This window comes from Schumannella sp. GW821-FHT10F01 (assembly GCF_058809295.1).
On record NZ_JBXASM010000002.1, the window covers coordinates 117538 to 138770 of the forward strand.

Below are 21233 nucleotides of genomic sequence, written 5' to 3' on the forward strand. Positions count from 1 at the left end.
GATACGGGATCTCGAGTCGTGGTCCGTGCAGACCCGGCCCGGCCGGCGTCGCGCCGTCGCCCTAGGAAGCCGACGGCATCGCACATCCTAGAAGGGTTCCCCCACCATGTCCGCCGTCTCCACCCCCCTGACGCCGTCAGCCGGAGGGCGCACGCCGTCAGCCGGAGGACGCCTCCCGGGCTCCGGCCGCCGCCGGCGCGGCAGCGTCACCCCGCTGATGCTGCTCATCCCCGCGACCGCGGTCCTCGCGGTCATCACCGGCTGGCCGCTCGTCCAGCTCGTCGTGACCTCGTTCCAGAGCTACGGGCGTGCGCAGGTCTTCGGCCAGCCCCCCGAGTTCGTCGGGCTCGCCAACTACGGCCGGGTGCTCACCGATCCGCAGTTCTGGGCGGTGCTCGGCCGCAGCCTGCTCTTCTGCGTGGTGGCCGTCGTGCTCACGGTCGTCGGCGCCACCCTCATCGCGCTGCTCATGCGGCAGCTCAACCGCTTCTTCCGCACGCTCGTCGCCGTCGGGCTGCTGCTCGCCTGGGCCATGCCGCCGCTCAGCGCGACCATCGTCTGGGGCTGGCTGTTCGACACGCAGTACGGCGTCATCAACTACCTGCTCGGCATGCAGGGGCACTCCTGGCTGACCGATCCGGTGAGCTTCTTCGGGGTGCTGACGATCATCGTCGTGTGGGGCGCCATCCCGTTCGTCGCGTTCGCCGTCTACGCGGGCATCGGGCAGGTGCCCGAGGAGGTCATGGAGGCCTCGCAGCTCGACGGCGCCGGCGCGGCCCGCCGCTTCTTCCTCATCGTGGTGCCGTACCTGCGCAGCGTGTTCGTGGTCGTGATCATCCTCTCGGTGATCTGGGACATCCGCGTGTTCACGCAGGTGAAGGCGCTGCAGGACATCGGCGGCTCGATCAACGAGACCGCGACGCTCGGCGTGTACATCTACCAGGTCGCCCTCGGCAACGCGCACTACGACATCGGCGGCGCGATCGCCGTGATCATGGTGCTGCTGCTCCTCGCGGTGTCGTTCGTCTACATCCGCCAGCTGCTCAAGGAGGAGGAGAGCGCATGACCTCCGTCGTCGCCCCGCCGTCCGCCGCCACGCCGGCGGGCGCCACCGCCGGTCCCGCCGAGCTCGGTGCCGTCCGCCGCCGCCCCCGGCGGCCCTCGAAGGTCGTCTACAGCGTCATCGCCGTGATCGTCTTCCTGGTCTCGGTGTTCCCCGTCTACTGGATGGTGAACACGTCGTTCCTGCCGAACAACCTGACCCGCACACCCGTGCCGCACTTCTGGCCGGACGCGTTCACGCTGCGCAACTACGAGTCGATCTTCAACGGGTCGACCAGGACGCCGTTCCTCCCGGCCCTCGGCAACTCGCTCGTCGTGACGCTGCTCGTGATCGTCGTCGCGCTCGTGTTCGGGTTCCTGGCCGCGCTGGCGGTGACGCGCTTCCGGTTCCGCGGCCGCTACGGCTTCATCATCGCCGTGCTCGTCGTGCAGATGGTGCCGGGCGAGGCGATGATCATCTCGCTGTACCGCCTGCTCGAGGGCTGGTCGCTGCTGAACAACGTCTTCGGGCTCGTCATCGTCTACACGGCGACGGCGCTGCCGTTCACCATCTGGACCCTCCGCGGCTTCGTCAACGGCGTGCCCGTGGAGCTCGAGGAGGCGGCGATGATCGACGGCTGCTCGCGGCTCGGCGCGTTCTGGCGGGTGACGTTCCCGCTGCTCGCGCCGGGGCTCGTGGCGACCGGCGTCTTCGCGTTCATCACCGCGTGGAACGAGTTCGTGTTCGCGCTCGTGTCGATGTCGGACTCGCTGAGCTACACGCTGCCCGTCTGGCTGCGCACGTTCCTGCAGGCCAACACCACGACGAACTGGTCGGGCGTGATGGCCGGCTCGACGCTCATCGCGATCCCGGTCGTCGTGTTCTTCATGATCGTGCAGGGCCGGATGGCCGGCGGCCTGACCGCCGGCGCGGTGAAGGGATGACCGGCGCGCGCCCGGCGCTCGCGGTGCTGATGCCGGGCTTCTCCGGCACGGAGCTGCCGGACTGGCTCGCGGCTGCGCTGCGCGACGGGCTCGGCGGCGTGTGCCTGTTCGGCGAGAACATCGTCGACCCGGCCCAGACCCGCGCGCTCACCGACGCGATCCGCGCCGCGAACCCGCGCGCGATCATCGCGATCGACGAGGAGGGCGGCGACGTCACGCGACTCCACGCCGCGACCGGGTCGCCGTACCCGGGCAACGCCATCCTGGGCCGGCTCGACGACCTCGCGCTGACCGCCGCCGTCGGCGCCGCGGTCGCGCGCCGCCTCGCCGCCGTCGGCGTGAACCTCAACCTCGCGCCCGACGTCGACGTCAACTCCAACCCCGACAACCCGGTGATCGGCGTGCGCAGCTTCGGCGCGGATCCGCAGCTGGTGTCGCGGCACGCCACCGCGTGGATCCGCTCGCACGAGGCCGTGGGCGTCGCGACCAGCGCGAAGCACTTCCCGGGCCACGGCGACACCGCACAGGACTCGCACCTCGCGCTGCCGCGGGTCGACGGCCCGCTCGACGTGGTCGAGACCCGCGAGCTGCCGCCGTTCGCCGCAGCCGTCCAGGCCGGCGCCCGCACGGTGATGTCGTCGCACATCGTCGTGCCCGCCCTCGACGAGGAGCCCGCCACCTTCTCGTCCCGCATTCTCGACGGCACCCTGCGAGGCCGCCTGGGCTTCGCAGGGGCCGTCGTCTCCGACGCGCTCGACATGACGGGCGCGAGCGGCTCGCTCGGCATCCCGGGCGCCGCCGTGAGGGCGATCGCCGGCGGCTGCGACCTGCTCTGCATCGGCACCCGCACCACCGCGGACCAGGTGGTGCAGATCGCGGCGGCGCTCGACTCGGCGGTCGCGCGCGGCGAGCTCGCCGCCTCGAGGCTGGCGGATGCCGCCCGCCGCGTCGCCGACCTCGCCGACGGACTCGCCACCACGGTGCCCGTCGGCGAGGCGGCCGGCGTGGCCGACGCGCTCGAGGGCGAGCAGCCCCCGGTCGCCGCCGAGCGGATCGCGTCCGCGTTCGAGGAGCGCGCGGACGCCCCGCCGGTGCCGCCGGGCGCCCTGATCGTGCAGCTCGAGACCGCGCCGAACATCGCGGTCGGCCGGGCCCCGTGGGGGCCCGCCGCGGCCGGCGGCGAGGTCGTGCACCTGCACGATGGCGAGCCGCTGCCCGGTGACGGGCCCTGGATCCTCGTCGGCTCCGGCATCCACCGCCACGAGTGGGTGCGCACCGTCGTCGACGTCGCCCGACGGCTCCGGCCCGACAACTACGTCGTCGACACCGGGTGGCCGTCAGCCGATCGCGCCTACGCTGATCTCGCCACGTTCGGCGCCTCCCGCGTCGCGGGCCGTGCGCTCCTCGACAGGCTGGGAGCGGGGAGCCGCGTGCGGTGAGGATCGGGATCGACATCGGCGGCACCAAGGCGGAGGCCGTCGCCCTGGACGACGAGGGCGCCGTCGTCGCGACGGCCCGCCGTCCGAGCGGCTTCGGCGTCGAGGAGGTGCTCGACAACGCCGCGCGGGTGCTCGGCGACCTCGGGCTCCCCGATGGCGCGCCCACGACGATCGGCGTCGGCATCCCCGGCGCCGTGGACAGCGCGCGCGGCCGGGTCGAGCACGCGGTGAACCTCGGGCTCGTCGGACTCGACCTCGGCGCCGAGCTCGCCGCCCGCACGGGCGTGCCGGTGCGGATCGAGAACGACGTCAATGCGGCGGCGCTCGGCGCGTTCGCGCGCGAGGGCGGCGGGCCGACCGACTCGCTCGGCTATCTCAACCTCGGCACCGGGCTCGCGGCGGGCATCGTGCTCGACGGCCGGCTCTGGCGCGGGGCGCGCGGCGTCGCCGGCGAGATCGGGCACCTGCCGGTCGACCCGGACGGCGAGCTGTGCCCGTGCGGCCAGCGCGGCTGCCTCGAGACCATCGCGGCGGGCCACAGCGTCGCCCGCGCCTGGCCGCACGGCGAGCATCCGGCGCGCGCCCTGTTCGACGCCGCGGCCGCCGGCGACCCCGCGGCGATCGCCGTGCAGGCGCGCTTCGCCCGCGCCGTCGCGGACGCCGTCCGCGCGCTCGTGCTGTCCGTCGACGTCGACCGGGTCGTCATCGGCGGGGGCATCAGCCGGCTCGGTGAGGAGCTGCTCGTGCCGGTGCGCGCCGCGCTCGTCGCGCAGGCGGAGGGGTCCGCGTTCCTCGCGGCCCAGGAGCTGCCCGGCCGGGTGTCGGTCGTGGCGGGAGACGTGCCGGTGGCCGCCGTGGGCGCGGCGCTGGCGGGAGAGGAGGCAGCATGGCCGAGGTCGTGATCGTGCGGGACGAGCAGGAGGCCGGCGCGCTCGCCGCCGACCGCATCGCCCGCCTGGTGGCCGGACGTCCGGACGCCGTGCTCGGGCTCGCGACGGGATCCACGCCGCTGAGCACCTGGACCGCGCTCGCCGCACTCGGGCTCGACCTGGGCCGCGTCCGGGGCTTCGCGCTCGACGAGTACATCGGGCTGCCGGCCGGGCATCCGGAGTCCTATCGCGCCGTCATCACCCGCGAGGTCGTCGAGCCGCTCGGACTCGACCCCGAGCTCGTGCACGTGCCGGGCGACGACGGCGGACCCGTCGAGGGCGCGGGGGAGCGCTACGAGGACGCGATCGCCGCGGCCGGCGGCGTCGACCTGCAGATCCTCGGCATCGGCCGCACCGGCCACATCGGCTTCAACGAGCCGGGCTCGTCGCTGACCTCGCGCACGCGGGTGAAGACGCTGACCGAGCAGACCCGCGCCGACAACGCGCGCTTCTTCGACTCGCCGGACCAGGTGCCCCGGCACTGCCTCACGCAGGGCCTCGGCACCATCCTCGACGCCCGCCAGCTCGTGCTGCTCGCGTTCGGCGCCGGCAAGGCCGAAGCTGTGGCCGCCGCCGTCGAGGGGCCGCTCACCGCGTCGCTGCCGGGGTCCGCGATCCAGCTGCATCCCCGGGTGCTCGTGATCGTCGACGAGGCGGCCGCCGCCGGGCTCGAGTACGCGGAGTACTACCGCTTCGCCTGGGACAACCGGCTCGACTGGGAGCGCTGAGCGATGGCCGGGTCGTCGGACGCGGGTGCTGCCGGCGCCGCCGGACTCCCGCCGACCGAGCGGCGCAACCCGGCGTCGGAGGGCCTCTCCGAGCTGCCCGCGCTGCGCATCCTCGAGCTGATGAACGACGAGGACGCGCGGGCGATCGCCGCGGTGCGCCCGGCGCTGCCCGCGCTCGCCGCGCTCGCCGAGGACGCCGCCGAGCGGATCGGCCGCGGCGGCGCCGTGCACTACTTCGGCGCCGGCACCTCCGGCCGGCTCGGGGTGCTCGACGCCGCGGAGCTGCGCCCGACCTTCTCGCTCGAGGCCGGCATCGTGACCGGCCACCTGGCCGGCGGTCCGACCGCGATGACGGAGGCCGTGGAGGGCGGCGAGGACTCGGATGCGGATGGCGAGCGGGAGGCGTCCGAGCTCGGACCGGACGACCTCGCGATCGGGATCGCCGCCTCCGGCACGACGCCGTATGTGGCCGGCGCCCTCCGCGGGGCCCGCGCCGCCGGGGCGGCGACGGCGCTCGTCTGCAACAACCCGGGCACGCCGCTCGCCTCGCTCGCGGACCACCTGATCGTGCTCGACACCGGGCCCGAGGTGCTCACCGGCTCGACGAGGCTCAAGGCGGGCACCGCGCAGAAGGTCGCGCTGAACGGGTTCTCGACGACGCTGATGGTGCTGCTCGGGCGGACCTGGTCGAACCTCATGGTGACGATGAGCGCGACGAACGCGAAGCTGCGGCTCCGCGCGGTGCGGATCCTCGTCGAGGCCTCCGGATGCTCGGAGGACGAGGCCCGTGCGGCGCTCGAGGCGACCGGCGGGGACCTCCGCGCCGCGCTCGACCGGCTGCTCGAGCGCCGCGCCGACGGCTAGCGGCGCTCCTCGGCCATCGGACGGCGGACCGGCCTCAGTCGAGCGGGATGCCGTCCGCCCAGACCCGCTGCACGGTCCACGCGTCGTCCAGCACGACGACATCGGCCGCGTACCCCTCGGCGAGCAGCCCGAGCCGGTCGTCCTCGCCGAGCACCCCCGCCGGCACGAGCGTGAGCGCCGCGACCGCATCGACCGGGTCGACGCCGACGCGCTCGATCGCGATCCGCAGCGCGGCATCCTGGGTCAGCGTCGAGCCCGCGATCGTCTGGGTGCCGGAGAGCAGGGCGACGCCGTCGCGCACGGTCACGTTGAGCGAGCCGAGGGCGTAGTCGCCGTCGTCGCTGCCCGCCGCGGCCATGGCGTCGGTGATCAGCGCGACGCGGCCGGGGGCGGCGGCGAGCAGCATCCCGGCGACGTCCGGATGCACGTGGATGCCGTCGAGCACGAGCTCGAGCGTCACGCGCTCGTCGGCGACCGCCGCCACGACCGGGCCGGGCGCGCGGTGGTGGATGCCGTTCATCGCGTTGAACGCGTGGGTCAGCACGGCGGCGCCGGCGTCGAACGCCGCGCGGGCGGTGTCGGCATCCGCCTCGGTGTGCCCGACGGCGACGACGGTGTGCTCGGCGAGGGTGCGGACCGCGTCGATCCCGCCGGGCAGCTCGGGCGCGATCGTGATCTGGCGCAGCGACCCGCCGGCCGCCTCGAGCAGGGTGTCGATGACCGCGGTCGTTGGTGCGAGCAGGAACTCCGGCGCGTGCGCGCCCGGCTTGCCGGGGGAGAGGAACGGCCCCTCCAGGTGCGAGCCGAGCACGAGCGGGTCGTGCGCGGCGAGCTCGCGGATGCCGCGGAGCGACTCCGCCAGGCGCTCCACCGGGTTGGCGACCAGGCTGACCACCGAGCGCGTCGTGCCGTGCCGCCGGTGCGCGGCGACCGCATGCGCGATCTCCTCCGGCCCGCCCTCGGCCGCGTGCCCGCCGCCGCCGTGGCCGTGCAGGTCGACGAAGCCGGGGGTGATCACCGCGCCGCCGAGATCGATCCGCTCGTCGGCGTCCGGGGCGGTCGCGAGACCGGCCCCGGCGGCGACGATCACCGCGCCGTCGAAGAGGATCCAGGCGTCGTCGAGCTCGCCGCGGGCGTCTATGCGCCGAGCGGAATGCAGCAGCGTGGTCATGACGTCCAGCGTAGGACCGGCGGTCCGCTCGGGGCGGGAGGGCATACTGGGGGCGCCGGATGCCCGTCCGGGCGGACCCGGAAGGAGTCGGCATGCGCCGAGGAGCGAACCTCCCCGCCATCGGCGGCTTCAACCAGGCCGTGGTGCTCGACCGGATCCGCCGCGCGCCGGAGGGCCTGAGCCGCGTCGAGCTCGCCGAGACGACCGGGCTCTCGGCGCAGACGGTCACCAACGTGACCCGGCGGCTGCTCGGCCGCGGGCTCATCCGCGAGGTCGGCAAGCAGAGCAGCGGCCCCGGCAAGCCGCGCACCATCCTCGGGCTCGAGCCGACCGGCGGCTACGCCATCGGCGTGCACCTCGACCCGAGCACCATCACGCACGTCATCGTCGACCTCGAGGGCCGGGTGGTCGCGCACGCGCGCTCCCGCACGCCGCGAGCCCGTCGTCCCGCTGCCGTGCTCGACGCGATGGCCCGCTCGATCGAGTCGCTGCTGGCCTCGTCGGGGGTGGAGCGGGGCTCCGTGCTCGGCGTCGGGATCGCGGCCCCGGGTCCGATCGACCGCGAGGCGGGCGTCGTGCGGCATCCGCCCCTGCTCGGCGGGTGGAAGAACGTGGCGCTGCGCGCCGAGCTCGGCGCCCGGCTCGCGCTGCCGGTGGCGCTCGAGAAGGACACCGTCGCGGCGGCGATCGGCGAGAGCTGGGCGGCGTCGGAGGAGGAGCGCGAGGACTTCGCGTTCGTCTACTTCGGCACCGGCATCGGGCTCGGCATCGTGCTCGACGGCGACCCCGCCCACGGCGCCACCGGCAACGCGGGCGACATCGGCCACCTGATGGTGCGCGCGGACGGCGAGCTCTGCAGCTGCGGACGGCAGGGCTGCCTCGGACAGAACACCAGCCCGGCCACGCTCGTGCGGTGGGCGTCGGAGCGCGGGATCCTGGAGGACGCCGCGGGCGTCGGCGTCGACCCGCTCGACACCGCGCCGATCGACGAGGCGTTCAGCCGGCTCGCCGCGATGGCCCGGGAGGGGCATGCCGGCGCGGTCGAGCTGCTGAGCCGCGCGCTCGGCGACCTCGCCGAGGGCATCATCCAGATCGGGAACCTGCTCGATGTCGAGCGCGTCGTCGGCGGGGGGCCGTACTGGGAGCGGCTCATCGCCCCCGGACTCGAGGTGCTCCAGGCGGCGGTCGATGCGTCCCCGCGGCTCGTCGCGCCGCATCCGATCCGCGTGGTGACGACCCGGCTCGGCGGCGACGTCGCGGCGGTGGGCGGCGCCTCCCTCGTGCTCGACTCGGTGTTCTCGGCGAGCCCGTCGGCGCTGCTCCTCTCCGCCGCGGGCTGAGTGCGCCGGGCGCCCCGGCACGACTGCCGCGTCATCTCCGGATCGCCGCGTGAGATCCGGCTCGAGTTGAGAGATCGCGCGGCGATCATCCACAGGGGGCCTGGTTGACGCGGGTTTGTCAATACGATGGAATAACGGTGCGGCGACGGCGCCCGTCGTCCGCCTGCGACCGGGAGGACCCCGACCATGCACGACGACACCCGACTCATCGAGCAGCGCGTCCACCGCGCGCACCTGCAGCGCATCCAGCCGGCGAAGTACTCGCGCTCGGTGCCCGTCGCCGTCACCGCGTGGGAGGCGCCGGGGGAGCCCGTGCCGTTCGCCGAGGCCGTCGACCAGGACTACGCGCCGCTCGCGCCGGGCGGCGCCTGGGGCAGGCCGTGGGGCACGACCTGGCTGCGGATCGAGGGCGCCGTGCCCGCCGACTGGCCCGCGGACGGCCTGCCGGAGCTCGTCGTCGAGCTCGGCTTCGGCGGCGGCCCCGGGTTCACCTGCGAGGGCCTGTTCTTCACGGCGGAGGGCCGGGTGCTCAAGGGCCTCGAGCCGCGCAACACCCACCTGCCGCTGACCACCGCGCCGGGCGAGCCGTTCACGATCTACCTCGAGGCCGCGTCGAACCCCGACATCGGCGGCGACTGGACGTTCCAGCCGACGCCGTTCGGCGACGTCGAGACCGCCCCGGCCGCGCCGATCTACCGGTTCGCCGGCGCCGCGATCGGACTGCTCGATCCGGAGGCCGTCGCGCTCGAGTCGGACGTCGCCGTGCTCCGCGGGCTCGCGGAGGCGCTGCCGGCCGACTCGGCGCGCCGCCACGGCATCCTCCGTGCGCTCGACCGGGCGATCGACGTGCTCGACCCGGACGACGTCGCCGGCACGGCCGCCGCGGTCCGCGGCGAGCTGGCCGACACCCTGGCCTCCCGCACGGCCGGCACCGCGCACCGGCTGCTCGCGGTCGGCCACGCCCACATCGACTCCGCCTGGCTCTGGCCGGTGCGCGAGACGCAGCGCAAGGTGGCGCGCACGTTCTCGAACGTGCTCGACCTGATGGACGCGCATCCGGACTTCGTGTTCGCCGCCTCCAGCGCCCAGCAGTACCAGTGGATGCGCGACCGCTACCCGGACGTCTGGGAGCGGATGAAGCAGCGCATCGCCGAGGGCCGGTTCGTGCCGGTCGGCGGCATGTGGGTGGAGTCGGACACGAACATGCCGGGCGGCGAGGCGATGGCCCGCCAGTTCGTCGCCGGCAAGGGCTTCTTCCTCCGCGAGCTCGGCGTCGAGACCGACGAGGTCTGGCTGCCGGACTCGTTCGGCTACTCCGCCGGCCTGCCGCAGATCGTCGCCGCGTCGAACAGCCACAGCTTCCTGACGCAGAAGATCTCGTGGAATGACACGAACCGGATGCCGCACCACAGCTTCCTCTGGGAGGGCATCGACGGCACCCGCGTCTTCACGCACTTCCCGCCGTCGGACACCTACAACTCGGACGTGTCCGCGTCGGACCTCGCCCGCTCCGAGCGGCAGCACGCCGAGAAGGGCGTCAGCGACCTCGCGATCCTGCTGTACGGCTACGGGGACGGCGGCGGCGGGCCCACGCGCGAGATGCTCGACACCGCGCGCCGCAAGGCCGACCTCGACGGCTCGCCCCGCGTGGAGCTCGGCCGTCCGGACGCGTTCTTCGCCCGGGCGAAGGAGGAGCTGCCGCAGCCCGGCGTCTGGGACGGCGAGCTCTACCTCGAGCTGCACCGCGGCACGCTGACGTCGCAGTCGCGTACGAAGGAGGGCAACCGCCGCAGCGAGCACCTGCTCCGCGAGGCCGAGCTCTGGGCCGCGACCGCCGCCGTCCGCACCGGTGCGCCGTACCCGGCCGAGGAGCTGCGGCGCGCGTGGGAGACCGTGCTGCTGCAGCAGTTCCACGACATCCTGCCTGGCTCGTCGATCGCCTGGGTGCACCGCGAGGCGGAGCGGAACTACGCCGCCGTGGCCGAGTCGCTCGAGGGGCTCATCGCCGACGCGCTGGTGGCGCTCGGGTCGGGCGAGGACGGGGCCGAGGTCGCGTTCAACGCCGGTCCGTTCCCGGTGGCAAGCGTGCCGGCGCTCGGCGCCGGTTCCGCGGTCGCGACCGCGTCGTCCGCCCGCGCCGACGGCGACGGCGCCGTGCTCGAGAGCGCGGAGGCGGTCGCCCGGATCGACGCCGACGGGCACCTCGTCTCGTTCGTCGACGCGGCGTCCGGCCGCGAGACCGTGCCGCCGGGCACGGTCGGCAACGAGCTGCAGCTCTACCGCGACACCCCGAACCGCTGGGACGCCTGGGACGTCGACCGCGCCTACCAGCGGATGCCGCTCGACGCCCTGCGCACCGGCTCGGTCGCCGTCGAGGGCGACGCCGTCGTCGTGAGGAAGTCGATCGCCACGGCGGGCCGCGACAGCGCGACCTCGACGATCGTGCAGCGGCTCACCCTCCACGGCGGCGCGCTCGACATCGAGACCCGCATCGACTGGCACGAGACGCAGAAGCTGCTCAAGCTCGCGTTCCCCGTCGACGTGCACGCGTCGACCGCCGCGAGCGAGGTGCAGTTCGGCCACGTGAGCCGCCCCACCCACGTGAACACGAGCTGGGACGTCGCGCGCTTCGAGACCCAGGCGCACCGCTGGGTGCAGGTGCAGGAGCCCGGCTTCGGCGCCGCCGTCGCGAACGACCGCGTCTACGGCCACGACGTCACCCGGCACGCCCGCGAGGGCGGTGGCACCTACTCGCTGATCCGCGAGTCGCTGCTGCGCGCGCCGCTGTTCCCCGACCCGCACGCCGATCAGGGCGAGCACGTGTTCCGGCACTCCCTCGTCGCCGGCGACGTGCTCGCCGCGGCCGGCGCGGGCTACCGCGTCAACCTGCCGCTGCGGCGGGTCGCGGGAGCGGCCGTCGAGCCGCTCGTCGCCGTCGCGGAGCCCGCGATCGTGATCGAGGCCGTGAAGCTGGCGGAGGACGGCTCCGGCGACGTGATCGTGCGCCTGTACGAGGCGCGGGGCGCCCGCGCCCACGGCCGGCTCGAGGCCGGCTTCGCGAGCAGCGGCGCCGCCCGAACCGACCTGCTCGAGCGCCCGCTCGAGACCCAGCAGGCCGACGCGCTCGACCTCGACCTGCGCCCGTTCGAGCTCGTGACCGTGCGGCTGGCCCGCGCTGATGGCTGAGCCGGCCGGATGGCTGAGCCGCCCCGGATGGCTGAGCCGCCCCGGATGGCTGAGCCGCCCCGGATGGCTGAGCCTGTCGAAGCCCCAGACCCGCAAGGAGACCCGATGACCTGGGAGCCGATCAGCTTCCCCGCGCCTGCCGGCGGCACCGAGGGCGTGCCGCGCCCGGAGTACCCGCGCCCGCAGCTCGTGCGCGACGGCTGGCTCACGCTCAACGGCGAGTGGGGGTTCGAGATCGACCGCGCCGACTCCGGCGTCGAGCGCGACCTCGTCGAGCACGAGCTGTCCGGCCGCATCACCGTGCCGTTCGCGCCGGAGAGCGAGGCGTCCGGGGTCGGCGACGTCGACTTCCTCGAGGCCGTCTGGTACCGACGCGACGTCGTCATCCCGGACGACTGGAACGGCCCCGACCGGTCCGGCCGCCGCCTGATCCTCCACTTCGGCGCCGTCGACCACGACGCGACCGTCTGGGTGGAGGGCGTGGAGGTCGCGCGTCATCGCGGCGGCTTCACCTCGTTCTCCGCGGACATCACGGAGGCCGTCGGCGCCGCCTCGTCGGCGACCATCGTGGTGCGCGCCCGCGACCCGCACGACCGCGCGCAGGCCCGCGGCAAGCAGTCCTGGCAGTACGCGAACCACAGCGTGCACTACACGCGCACCACCGGCATCTGGCAGTCCGTCTGGCTCGAGACGGTGCCGGCGTGGCACGTCGCCGAGCTCGTCGTGCGGCCGGAGCTCGCCGCGCGCCGGCTCGCGGTCACCGTCTCGCCGCGCGGCTCGCGCAGCGCCGCGGGCGGGTCCGCCATCCGCGTCGTGCTGTCGGATGCCGACGGCGTCGTCGCCGAGGCGACCGCCGATCCGCGCCTCGACCTCGCGCCGCAGCTGCTGCTCGACGTGCCGGAGGCGCGCCTGCGCCCCTGGTCGATCGCCGACCCGCACCTCTACGCGCTCCGCGTCGAGCTGCTCGGCGACGACGGCGGGGTGATCGACGCCGTCGACAGCTACGCCGGCCTCCGCTCGGTCGCGATCGACGGCCGAAGCGTGCTCATCAACGGCGAGCGGGTGTTCCAGCGGCTGGTGCTCGACCAGGGCTACTGGCCGGAGACGCTGATGACGGCGCCGAGCGATGCGGCGCTGATCCGCGACATCGAGCTCTCGCAGGCGGCGGGCTTCACGGGCGCCCGGCTGCACCAGAAGGTGTTCGAGGAGCGCTTCCACTTCCATGCCGACCGGCTCGGCTACCTCACCTGGGGTGAGTTCGGCGACTGGGGCGCGGGGCTGTCCGGCGAGGACGGCCTGCCGCCGACCTTCGCGGCGCAGTGGACGGAGGCCGTGCGACGGGACCGCAACCACCCCTCGATCATCGGCTGGTGCCCGATGAACGAGACGTTCCAGCGCCGGGTCGACCGGATCATCTCCTACGACGACGTGATGACGGCGCTCTGGGAGATCACGAAGGCCGCCGACCCGACTCGGCCGGTGCTCGACGTCTCCGGCCACGCCCACCGGGTGCGCGCCTCCGACGTGTGGGACTCGCACGACTACGAGCAGGACCCGGTCGCGTTCGCCGCCACCCACGACCCGCTCGCGAGCGGCGGCGCCCCGTTCGACAACAACACCGACGGCGTCTCGTGGTCGGTGCCGTACTCGGGGCAGCCGTACTGGGTGTCGGAGTTCGGCGGCATCTGGTGGAACCCCGAGATGGCGGCGGCGATCGGCACCGACCGCGACACGTCCTGGGGCTACGGCGACCGGGTGCGCGACGAGGTCGGCTTCCAGGAGCGCTTCACCGGGCTGACCGGCGTGCTGCTCGGCAACCGGGAGATGTTCGGCTACTGCTACACCCAGCTCACCGACACGTTCCAGGAGCAGAACGGCATCTACCGCTTCGACCGCTCGGAGAAGCTCGACGTGGCGCAGGTGCGCGCCGCCCAGCAGCGGATCGCGGCGTACGAGTCCGACGGGCCGGCCGCGCCGTGAGCGCGGCGGGGAGCTGATGGCCGACCGGTTCGCGGCCGCGTTCGCCGAGCGCGCCGCCCGGGCCCGCGAGGCGGAGGGGATGCTCGACCTCCTGCTGCTCGGCAGCTCGATCGTCGAGCACTGGGCGACGTCGGAGCAGGACCTCGAGCCGCTGCGCACGCTGAACCTCGGCGTCGGCGGCACGCGCATCCGCGACCAGGAGCGGCACCTCGCCGAGCAGCTGCCGTCCGTGCCGCCGCTCGCCGTGCTGCTCTACTGCGGCTCGAACGACATCAGCGGACGCCGCCTCCACACGCGCCGCGGCGCCGCCGTCGCGCGGGATGTGCTCCGCACGCTCGACGAGCTCCGCGCCCGGCTGCCGGAGGCGCGGCTGCACTACGTCGGGATCGTCGACGCGCCCGCGAAGGCGCGTGTGCGTGACGAGCTGCTCACGGCGAACCGACTCATCGAGCAGGGCATCGCGGAGCGGGATCGCGTCGACTTCATCGACCCGAACCCGATCGTCGCGCTCGCGGTGCGGCAGGGCGCGGTGAGCGGGCTGCCGGTGTTCCTCGACGACGGCATCCACTTCACGGCGGGCGGCTACGTGCCGTTCGCCCGCGCCGTGTGCGAGGGGCTCGGGCTCGGTCCGCGCTAGCGGAAGATGATCGTGCGGGCGCCGTCGAGCAGCACGCGATCCTCGCTGAACCACTTCACCGCCTGGGTGAGCGTGCGGCTCTCCTCGTCCTGGCCGATCGAGCGCAGCTCCTCCCACGACCGCGAGTGGTCCACGCGCACGACGTTCTGCTCCACGATCGGGCCCTCGTCGAGGTCGCTCGTGACGAAGTGCGCCGTCGCGCCGATGAGCTTCACCCCCCGCGCGTGCGCCTGCTTGTAGGGGTTCGCGCCCTTGAAGCCGGGCAGGAACGAGTGATGGATGTTGATCGCCCGGCCGGCGAGCGCGGCGCAGAGCTCCGCGCTGAGGATCTGCATGTAGCGGGCGAGCACCACGAGCTCGATGTCGTGCTCGGCCACGACCTCGAGCACCCGGGCCTCGAACGCCGCCTTCGTGTCCGGGTCGACGACGGCGCGGTGCTCGAACGGCACGCCGTAGAACTCGGCGAGACCGGCGAGGTCCGGATGGTTGCCGAGCACGAGCGGGATGTCGACCTCGAGCTGGCCGGCGCGCTGCCGGAAGAGCAGGTCGTTGAGGCAGTGGCCGGCCTTCGAGACGAGCACGAGCGTGCGCAGCGGGCGGCCGACGACGTCGAGCTGCCACTCCATCCCGTAGCGCTCGGTCACCGGGGCGAGAGCGGCCTCGAACGTCGCGCGGTCCGCATCCGACTCCACCTGCAGGCGCATGAAGAAGCGGTCGGTGTCGGGGGAGGAGAACTGCTGCGACTCGGTGATGTTGCCGCGGGCCTCGACGACGGCGCCGCTGATCGCGTGGACGATGCCGGGGCGGTCCTCGCAGGCGAGGGTGAGGATCCAGTGCGTCGCGTCGGCCACGGCACCAGCGTGCCACAGCGGACGCGCACGCCCGGTCAGCCCGGCTGGGCCGCCAGCGCGCGCGGGTTGCGCGGGAAGAGCTCGGCGACGCGCACGTCGGCGAACGACAGCGCGAGCTCCGCGTACATCGAGTTCGCCCAGCCGAACCACGGCCGCGTGTACACGGACGGGTCGTCGACGTGGAAGCTCTCGTGCATGAGCCCGGTGCCCGCGGTCGTGGCCGCGAGCAGGTCGATCGCCTCCACCGCCTCCTGCTGCGTGCCGGTGAGGCCGGCCGTCGCGATGGCGAGCGGCCAGACGTGCCGGGTCGGGGTGTGGTCGGAGCCGATGCCGGCGGCCGCGCTGCCGGAGAAGTACGCCGGGTTGACCTCGGAGAGCAGCATCGCGCGGGTGCGCCGGTAGAGCGGGTCCTCCGGCGCCGACCAGCCGGCGAGCGGCAGGCTGAGCAGGCTCGGCAGGTTGGCGTCGTCGCCGACGAGGGCCCGGCCGAGCCCGTCGACCTCGTAGGCGAGCACGCGCTCGCCGCCGGCGTCGACCACCGCGTGCGCGAGGATGCCGGCGTCGATCTCGTCGGCGAGCGCCCGGGCGGAGGCGGCCAGCGCCGCGTCGCCGAGCACGGCGTCCGCTAGCTCGGCGAGCCCGTGGAGGCTCCCGGACGCGAGGGCGTTCGAGGGCACCAGGTAGCCGTGCTCGCAGCGGTCGTCGCTCGGCCGGTAGCCCGACCAGGTCATCCCGGTGGGGCCGACCGCGGCGCCGCGGCCGCCGTCGGGCAGGGTGTCGTGCGCGAAGGCGCCGTGCGGCCGCACGAACGTGTAGTCGGACCCGGCGTGCGACTGCTCGCGCCGCCAGACCTCGAGGATGCGCACCGCCGCGGCCCGGAAGCCGTCGTCGAGGTGGTCGGTGCGCCCGGTGGCGCGCCAGAGCGCGGAGGCGAGCTGCAGCGGGGCGCACAGCGAGTCGACCTCGTACTTGCGCTCCCAGAGCCACGGACCCGGCGTCGGCAGGTCGTCGGGCTCGCCGTGCGCGCCGGTCGGGCCGTCGTTGAACGCGTTCGCGTACGGGTCGAGCAGCACGTAGCGCACCTGCCGGCGCAGCACGCCGGCGATCGCGTCGCCGACGATCGGATCGCTCGCGGCCGCGAGGTAGGGGCGCACCTGCGCGGTGCTGTCGCGCAGCCACATCGCGGGGATGTCACCGGTCGCGACGAACACCTCGGGCCGGTCCGGATCGGCCGCCGCCGCCCGCGACATCGCGGTCGTCCACGTGTTCGTCAGGCAGGCCCGCACGATCGAGCCGGCCGGCGAGGTGCGGCCGAGCGCCGTCTCGGCGCGATCCGCGAGGTCGGCGAGGGAGTCCGGCAGCGGCGCGGGGCCGGTCTGGGGAAACGATTCCATCACGGGTCTTGACTCCTTCGTCAGCGTGATCCACTATGAGTCCGCAATCGGTGGAAACGTTATCTCGCGGTCAGCGGGGAAACGTTATCACCCCGAGAGCATCGCGACGAAGCGAGTGCCGACCCCCGGCAGCAGCGCCGTCGCCTCCAACGGAGGAGGGAACGAGTGACGCAGCTCGCTGAGCGCCCGGGACGCATCGCCCCGGTCGGGAACCGGAGCGGAGGTGTGCGCCGCCGCTTCCGGCTCGGCCGCGACTGGCGGCCGGCCCTGATCTTCCTGCTGCCGGCCCTGATCGGCTTCTCGGTCTTCGTGATCTTCCCGATCATCCGGGCCGCCTACCTGGCGCTGACCGACTTCAACGGCCTCACCGACCCGACCTTCATCGGGTTCGACAACTTCACGCGGATGTTCACGGCCGACCCGACGTTCCTCGCGTCGCTCGCGGCGACCGGCTACCTCGTGCTGCTGTACGTGCCGCTCTCGCTCATCATCGGCCTCGGGCTCGCGCTGTTCTGCAACGCGCGGTTCCGCGGCGTCACCGCGGTGCGCACGCTCCTCTACCTGCCGGTGGTGCTGCCTGCGGTCGCCACGATCACGCTGTGGAAGTTCGTCTTCGACCCGCAGGTCGGACTCGCCAACTCGTTCCTCGGCGCCTTCGGCATCCCGCCGCTGAGCTGGCTCAGCGATTCGGCGACGGCGATGCCGTCGATCGTGCTGACGATGCTCTGGGGCGTCGGCGGCACCATGATCATCTTCCTCGCCGCGCTCCAGGCCGTGCCGACGGAGCTCTACGAGGCGGCGAAGGTCGACGGCGCCGGCCCGATCACGATCTTCCTGCGCATCACGCTGCCCGGCATCAGCCCGATCATCCTGCTGCAGGTCGTGATGCAGCTGACCGCCGCGATGCAGACCTTCGCGCAGCCGAAGATCCTCACGAACGGCGGGCCGGGCTTCAGCACGACCACGCTCATGCTCTCCATCTACACCCACGGCTTCCCGGCGCTGGGCCGCATCCCCGAGCTCGGGTACGCGACCGCGCAGGTGTGGGTGCTCTTCCTCATCATCATCGTCATCGTCGCGCTGTCGGCGCGCTTCACGAGCTTCTGGACCTACAGTGACAACGATTCCTGACGCCGCGACCGCGACGACGGCGGGCGCCGCCCTCGTCGACGCGGCCCCCTCTGCGCGCCGCCGTCCCCGCCCCTCGAAGTCCTTCGGACCCGCGACGCCGCGCCGCGCCCGCGCCGCGCGGATGGTGCCCTGGTACGCGTTCGCGCTGCTCATCGTCTCCGTCATGATCATGCCGCTGCTGTGGATGATCACCATCGCGCTGAAGAGCCGCTCGGCGGTGTTCCAGGTGCCGCCCACGATCCTGCCGACCGAGTGGCACTTCGAGAACTTCATCACGGGACCGGCGACCATCCACTTCCCGCTGCTGCTGGGGAACTCGCTCATCGTCACCGCGCTGTCGGTGATCGGCGGCGTGACGACCTCGATGATGGCCGGCTACGCGCTCTCCCGGCTCCGCTTCAGCGGCCGCCGGGTGCTGTTCTACCTCTTCGTCGGCAGCATGCTGCTGCCGGGCGTCGTCGGCATCATCCCGCTGTTCCAGCTCTTCAAGGACATCGGCTGGTACGACACCTGGCTGCCGCTCATCGTGCCCGCGTTCCTCGGCGGCAACCCGCTCTTCATCTTCCTGGCGCGGCAGTACTTCCTCGCGATCCCGTACTCGATCGACGAGGCGGCGAAGGTCGACGGCGCCAACCACTTCCGGATCTTCACGCAGATCATGATCCCGATGACGCGCCCGGTGTGGATCACGATGGCGATCCTCGCCTTCCAGGGCTCGTGGAACGACTACCTGAACCCGCTGATCTACCTGAACTCGCCGGAGAACTGGACCCTCGCAGTCGGGATGTCGTCGTTCATCTCGGCCTTCGCGGGCCAGACCCTCAACTGGTCGGCCTACATGGCCACCAACCTGCTCTACATGCTGCCGCCGCTCCTCATCTTCTTCTTCGCGCAGCGGTACTTCGTCCAGGGCCTCAGCTCGCTCGGCAACACCTCGCAGCGCTGACGCCCCGGCCCGTCCACCCGTCCATCCCTCACTGCACCACCTGTCACATCCCGAACCGATCGAAGGAGATCACCATGAAGATCCGTGCGAGAGCGATCGCCGCAGCGGCAGCCGCCGCAGCGGTGCTCCTCGCCACCGTCGGCTGCTCTGGCGGCGGCGGCAGCACCGACGGCAAGACCACCGTCACGTTCATGACGTGGGAGTCGGCCGACACCAACAAGCTGATCGACGCGGCCGTCAAGAAGTTCGACGACCCGGACATCACGATCAAGCGGATCGACTCGCCGAGCGGCAACTACAGCGACAAGCTGTCGTCGCTGACGCAGGCGAAGAAGCTGCCCGACATCTTCTGGTGCGGCAACGACACCGAGCAGCAGTACACGCAGCTCGGCATCCTCACCGACTGGACGAAGAAGCTCACGGGCGACTTCTCCGCCGACAGCTTCGGCGGCCTCGAGAAGTGGACCTCCGACAAGGGCATCGGCGGCGTCCCCGCGCTCCGCAACATCTACGGCATCTGGTACAACGAGGACGCGTTCACCGCGAACGGCCTCGACATCCCGAAGGCCGGCTGGACCTGGGACGAGATGTTCGCCGCCGCCGACAAGCTCAAGGGCTGGAACGGCGCCAAGTACGGCCTCAACGCGAGCGGGCTGACCGCCACCGACGGTCCGTTCACGATGGGCGCGTACGCCGTGTCGGCGGGCGGCAAGCCGTTCACCGACGACGTCAACAACCCGACCACGGTCACCGTCGACGACAAGTACACGGAGGGCGTGCAGAAGACGATCGACGCGATCAAGAGCGGTGCGATCGCGCCGACGTCGTACGACGGCACGAACGACACCTCGCTGTTCGAGTCCGGCAAGCTGCCGATGATGTGGGGCGGCCAGTGGCTCGCGCCGACGTTCATCGCCGACAAGCCGGCGATCAAGTGGGGCTGGGCTCCGCTGCCGGTCGTCGACAAGCCGGTGACCATCTACGACGCGATCGGCATGTGCACGCCGAAGACGACGGCCAACGCCGACGCCACGTTCAAGGTCGTGAAGTTCCTCGACTCCACGATGTGGCAGGACGTCATCGCCAAGACGCCGGTCGCGCCGCCCGCCTACGAGCCCGCGCAGGACGCGTACTTCAGCGCCCTCTCCGACGCCGGAGCGACGTCCGTCACCGACACGGCGAAGTACAACCTCTCCGCCGACACGGTCGGCAACCGGTTCACGACCACCTGGGCCTCCCAGGCGTCGGACCTGACCATCGCGGAGTACCAGCCGATCCTCGACGGGAAGAAGCCCATCTCCGGTCTGAAGGACTACGCAGCCAAGGTGAAGGCCCTGATCAAGGGCTGAGCGCAGGCGGGCGGGGAGCAGGTCTCCCCGCCCGCCTCGTCACCGGCCGGCGTGCGCACCGCACAGGAGGAGGGCCGTGATAATGGGACGGATCACCGACATCCCGCGGACGCCGCCTCCCGGCCCGACGCCGCGGCCGACCGCATCCGAGGCTCCGCTGTCCGCATCAGATCCGCTGTCCGAGACGGTCGCCGTCCCGCGGCGCCGGCCGACGATGCGCGACGTCGCCGATGAGGCCGGCGTGGGCCTCGCGACGGTCTCGCGGGTCGTCAACGGCGTCGGCAGCGTCAACGAGGTCACCGCGGAGCGCGTGCGCGGCGTCATCGACCGGCTCGGCTTCCAGCGCGACGAGATCGCGCGCTCGCTGCGGCCGGGCCAGAACTCGCTCACCATCGGGCTCAAGCTCGGCGACCTGACGAACCCGTTCTGGTCGCATCTCGCGAAGGGCGCCGTCGCGGAGGCCCGCCGTGCGGGCTACGCGGTGCTGGTCGGCACCTCGGACGAGGACCCGGTCGTGGAGCGCCGCTCCATCGACGACCTGCTCGCGCGCCGGGTGGCCGGGCTCGTGCTCTCGCCGGACGCCCGCGACCACAGCTACCTCATCGACACCGCGGGCCGCCCGCGCGTGCCGCTCGTGTTCGTCGACCGCCCCGCGAAGGGCGCTCAGGCCGACAGCGTCCTCTTCGACAACGAGGGCGGCGGACGGATGGCGACCGAGCACCTCATCGCGCACGGCCACCGCCGCATCGCCGTCGTCGTCGCACCGTCGTACTACACGACCGGCCGACGCCTCGCCGGACACCGGGCGGCGCTCGAGGCAGCCGGCATCCCGTTCGATCCCGCGCTCGTCGCGAAGCTCGGCATCGGGTCGGTCGGCGAGGCCGTCGAGGCCACGCGCCGCGTGCTCGACCTGCCGGATCCGCCGACGGCGATCTTCTCCACCACGAACTTCCTCACCGAGGGCGTGCTCACCGCGCTCGGCTCGCGGCACTCCGAGATCGCACTCATCGGCTTCGACGACTTCCACCTCGCCGCGCTGCTGCCGACGCCGGTGACCGTCATCGCCACCGACACCGAGGGGCTCGGCCGCACCTCGGCCGAGATGCTCATCTCGCGCGTCGCCGGGTCGACCGCGCAGCGCCGTCGGCTCGTGCTGCCCGTGACGCTCGTCGCGCGCGGCAGCGGCGAGATCCCGCCGCGGCGCTAGGCGGGCTCCGGCAGGTCGCGGGCGCGTCGCGGCCTCGGGCAGGTCGCGGGCTCCGGCGCCCGGGGCGTGCGCGCCGCTAGAGTTCCGGCATCCCC

Annotated in this window: 17 protein-coding genes; 14 read left to right on the plus strand and 3 right to left on the minus strand. The window is 73.1% G+C overall.

Annotated features, from left to right (window positions below):
• Positions 1-217: 217 nt before the first annotated feature.
• From AC1RSJ_RS03550 to AC1RSJ_RS03575, 6 genes are read left to right on the plus strand one after another with little or no spacing between them, the layout of a single operon-like run.
• Positions 218-1066, plus strand: a complete 849-nt coding sequence (locus AC1RSJ_RS03550; RefSeq protein WP_493116959.1) for a carbohydrate ABC transporter permease — start codon at positions 218-220, stop codon at positions 1064-1066.
• A complete protein-coding gene (locus AC1RSJ_RS03555; protein ID WP_493116960.1) occupies positions 1063-1986 on the plus strand; it encodes a carbohydrate ABC transporter permease in 924 nt (307 codons plus the stop codon). The genes AC1RSJ_RS03550 and AC1RSJ_RS03555 overlap by 4 nt, the downstream gene beginning before the upstream one ends.
• Entirely contained in the window at positions 1983-3425 is a 1443-nt protein-coding gene (locus AC1RSJ_RS03560; RefSeq protein ID WP_493116961.1) for a glycoside hydrolase family 3 N-terminal domain-containing protein, read from the plus strand. Before AC1RSJ_RS03555 ends, AC1RSJ_RS03560 begins: the two co-directional genes overlap by 4 nt.
• Positions 3422-4327 (plus strand): ROK family protein, encoded by a 906-nt coding sequence (locus tag AC1RSJ_RS03565; protein WP_493116962.1) that lies wholly within the window; start codon positions 3422-3424, stop codon positions 4325-4327. Before AC1RSJ_RS03560 ends, AC1RSJ_RS03565 begins: the two co-directional genes overlap by 4 nt.
• A complete protein-coding gene (locus AC1RSJ_RS03570) occupies positions 4312-5082 on the plus strand; it encodes a glucosamine-6-phosphate deaminase (protein ID WP_493116963.1) in 771 nt (256 codons plus the stop codon). The genes AC1RSJ_RS03565 and AC1RSJ_RS03570 overlap by 16 nt, the downstream gene beginning before the upstream one ends.
• Before the next feature lie 3 nt (positions 5083-5085).
• Entirely contained in the window at positions 5086-5946 is an 861-nt protein-coding gene (locus tag AC1RSJ_RS03575; RefSeq protein ID WP_493116964.1) for an N-acetylmuramic acid 6-phosphate etherase, read from the plus strand.
• A 34-nt stretch (positions 5947-5980) separates the two neighbouring features.
• Here AC1RSJ_RS03575 and nagA read toward each other — a convergent pair whose 3' ends face one another.
• Positions 5981-7117, minus strand: a complete 1137-nt coding sequence (gene nagA, locus AC1RSJ_RS03580; RefSeq protein WP_493116965.1) for an N-acetylglucosamine-6-phosphate deacetylase — start codon at positions 7115-7117, stop codon at positions 5981-5983.
• 92 nt (positions 7118-7209) lie between these two features.
• Here nagA and AC1RSJ_RS03585 point away from each other — a divergent pair, with 92 nt between their 5' ends.
• From AC1RSJ_RS03585 to AC1RSJ_RS03600, 4 genes are all read left to right on the plus strand, one after another.
• A complete protein-coding gene (locus AC1RSJ_RS03585; RefSeq protein WP_493116966.1) occupies positions 7210-8457 on the plus strand; it encodes an ROK family transcriptional regulator in 1248 nt (415 codons plus the stop codon).
• Between the two features lie 186 nt (positions 8458-8643).
• A complete protein-coding gene (locus AC1RSJ_RS03590) occupies positions 8644-11643 on the plus strand; it encodes an alpha-mannosidase (RefSeq protein WP_493116967.1) in 3000 nt (999 codons plus the stop codon).
• 105 nt (positions 11644-11748) lie between these two features.
• On the plus strand, positions 11749-13623 hold the full coding sequence (locus AC1RSJ_RS03595) for a glycoside hydrolase family 2 protein (RefSeq protein WP_493116968.1): 1875 nt from the start codon (positions 11749-11751) through the stop codon (positions 13621-13623).
• A gap of 16 nt (positions 13624-13639) precedes the next feature.
• A complete protein-coding gene (locus tag AC1RSJ_RS03600; RefSeq protein WP_493116969.1) occupies positions 13640-14260 on the plus strand; it encodes a GDSL-type esterase/lipase family protein in 621 nt (206 codons plus the stop codon).
• On the opposite strand, the gene purU is transcribed toward AC1RSJ_RS03600, so the two are convergent.
• Together purU and AC1RSJ_RS03610 are read right to left on the minus strand one after the other, a co-directional pair.
• Positions 14257-15111: a formyltetrahydrofolate deformylase gene (purU, locus tag AC1RSJ_RS03605; RefSeq protein WP_493116970.1), complete on the minus strand. Its 855-nt coding sequence runs from the start codon at positions 15109-15111 to the stop codon at positions 14257-14259. The two genes, AC1RSJ_RS03600 and purU, sit on opposite strands and share 4 nt — an antisense overlap.
• 35 nt (positions 15112-15146) lie before the next feature.
• Complete coding sequence (locus AC1RSJ_RS03610) at positions 15147-16505, minus strand: glycoside hydrolase family 125 protein (protein WP_493116971.1); 1359 nt, start codon at positions 16503-16505, stop codon at positions 15147-15149.
• Positions 16506-16670: 165 nt separating this feature from the next.
• Here AC1RSJ_RS03610 and AC1RSJ_RS03615 point away from each other — a divergent pair, with 165 nt between their 5' ends.
• The 4 genes from AC1RSJ_RS03615 to AC1RSJ_RS03630 all read left to right on the plus strand — a co-directional run bounded on the left by AC1RSJ_RS03615 (position 16671) and on the right by AC1RSJ_RS03630 (position 21138).
• The gene (locus AC1RSJ_RS03615) at positions 16671-17636 is read left to right on the plus strand and encodes a carbohydrate ABC transporter permease (protein WP_493116972.1); all 966 of its coding nucleotides are present in this window, start codon (positions 16671-16673) and stop codon (positions 17634-17636) included.
• Positions 17620-18582, plus strand: a complete 963-nt coding sequence (locus tag AC1RSJ_RS03620; protein WP_493116973.1) for a carbohydrate ABC transporter permease — start codon at positions 17620-17622, stop codon at positions 18580-18582. The genes AC1RSJ_RS03615 and AC1RSJ_RS03620 overlap by 17 nt, the downstream gene beginning before the upstream one ends.
• A gap of 74 nt (positions 18583-18656) precedes the next feature.
• Positions 18657-19931 (plus strand): extracellular solute-binding protein, encoded by a 1275-nt coding sequence (locus tag AC1RSJ_RS03625; protein WP_493116974.1) that lies wholly within the window; start codon positions 18657-18659, stop codon positions 19929-19931.
• A gap of 214 nt (positions 19932-20145) precedes the next feature.
• Complete coding sequence (locus tag AC1RSJ_RS03630; RefSeq protein WP_493116975.1) at positions 20146-21138, plus strand: LacI family DNA-binding transcriptional regulator; 993 nt, start codon at positions 20146-20148, stop codon at positions 21136-21138.
• Positions 21139-21233 lie beyond the last annotated feature (95 nt).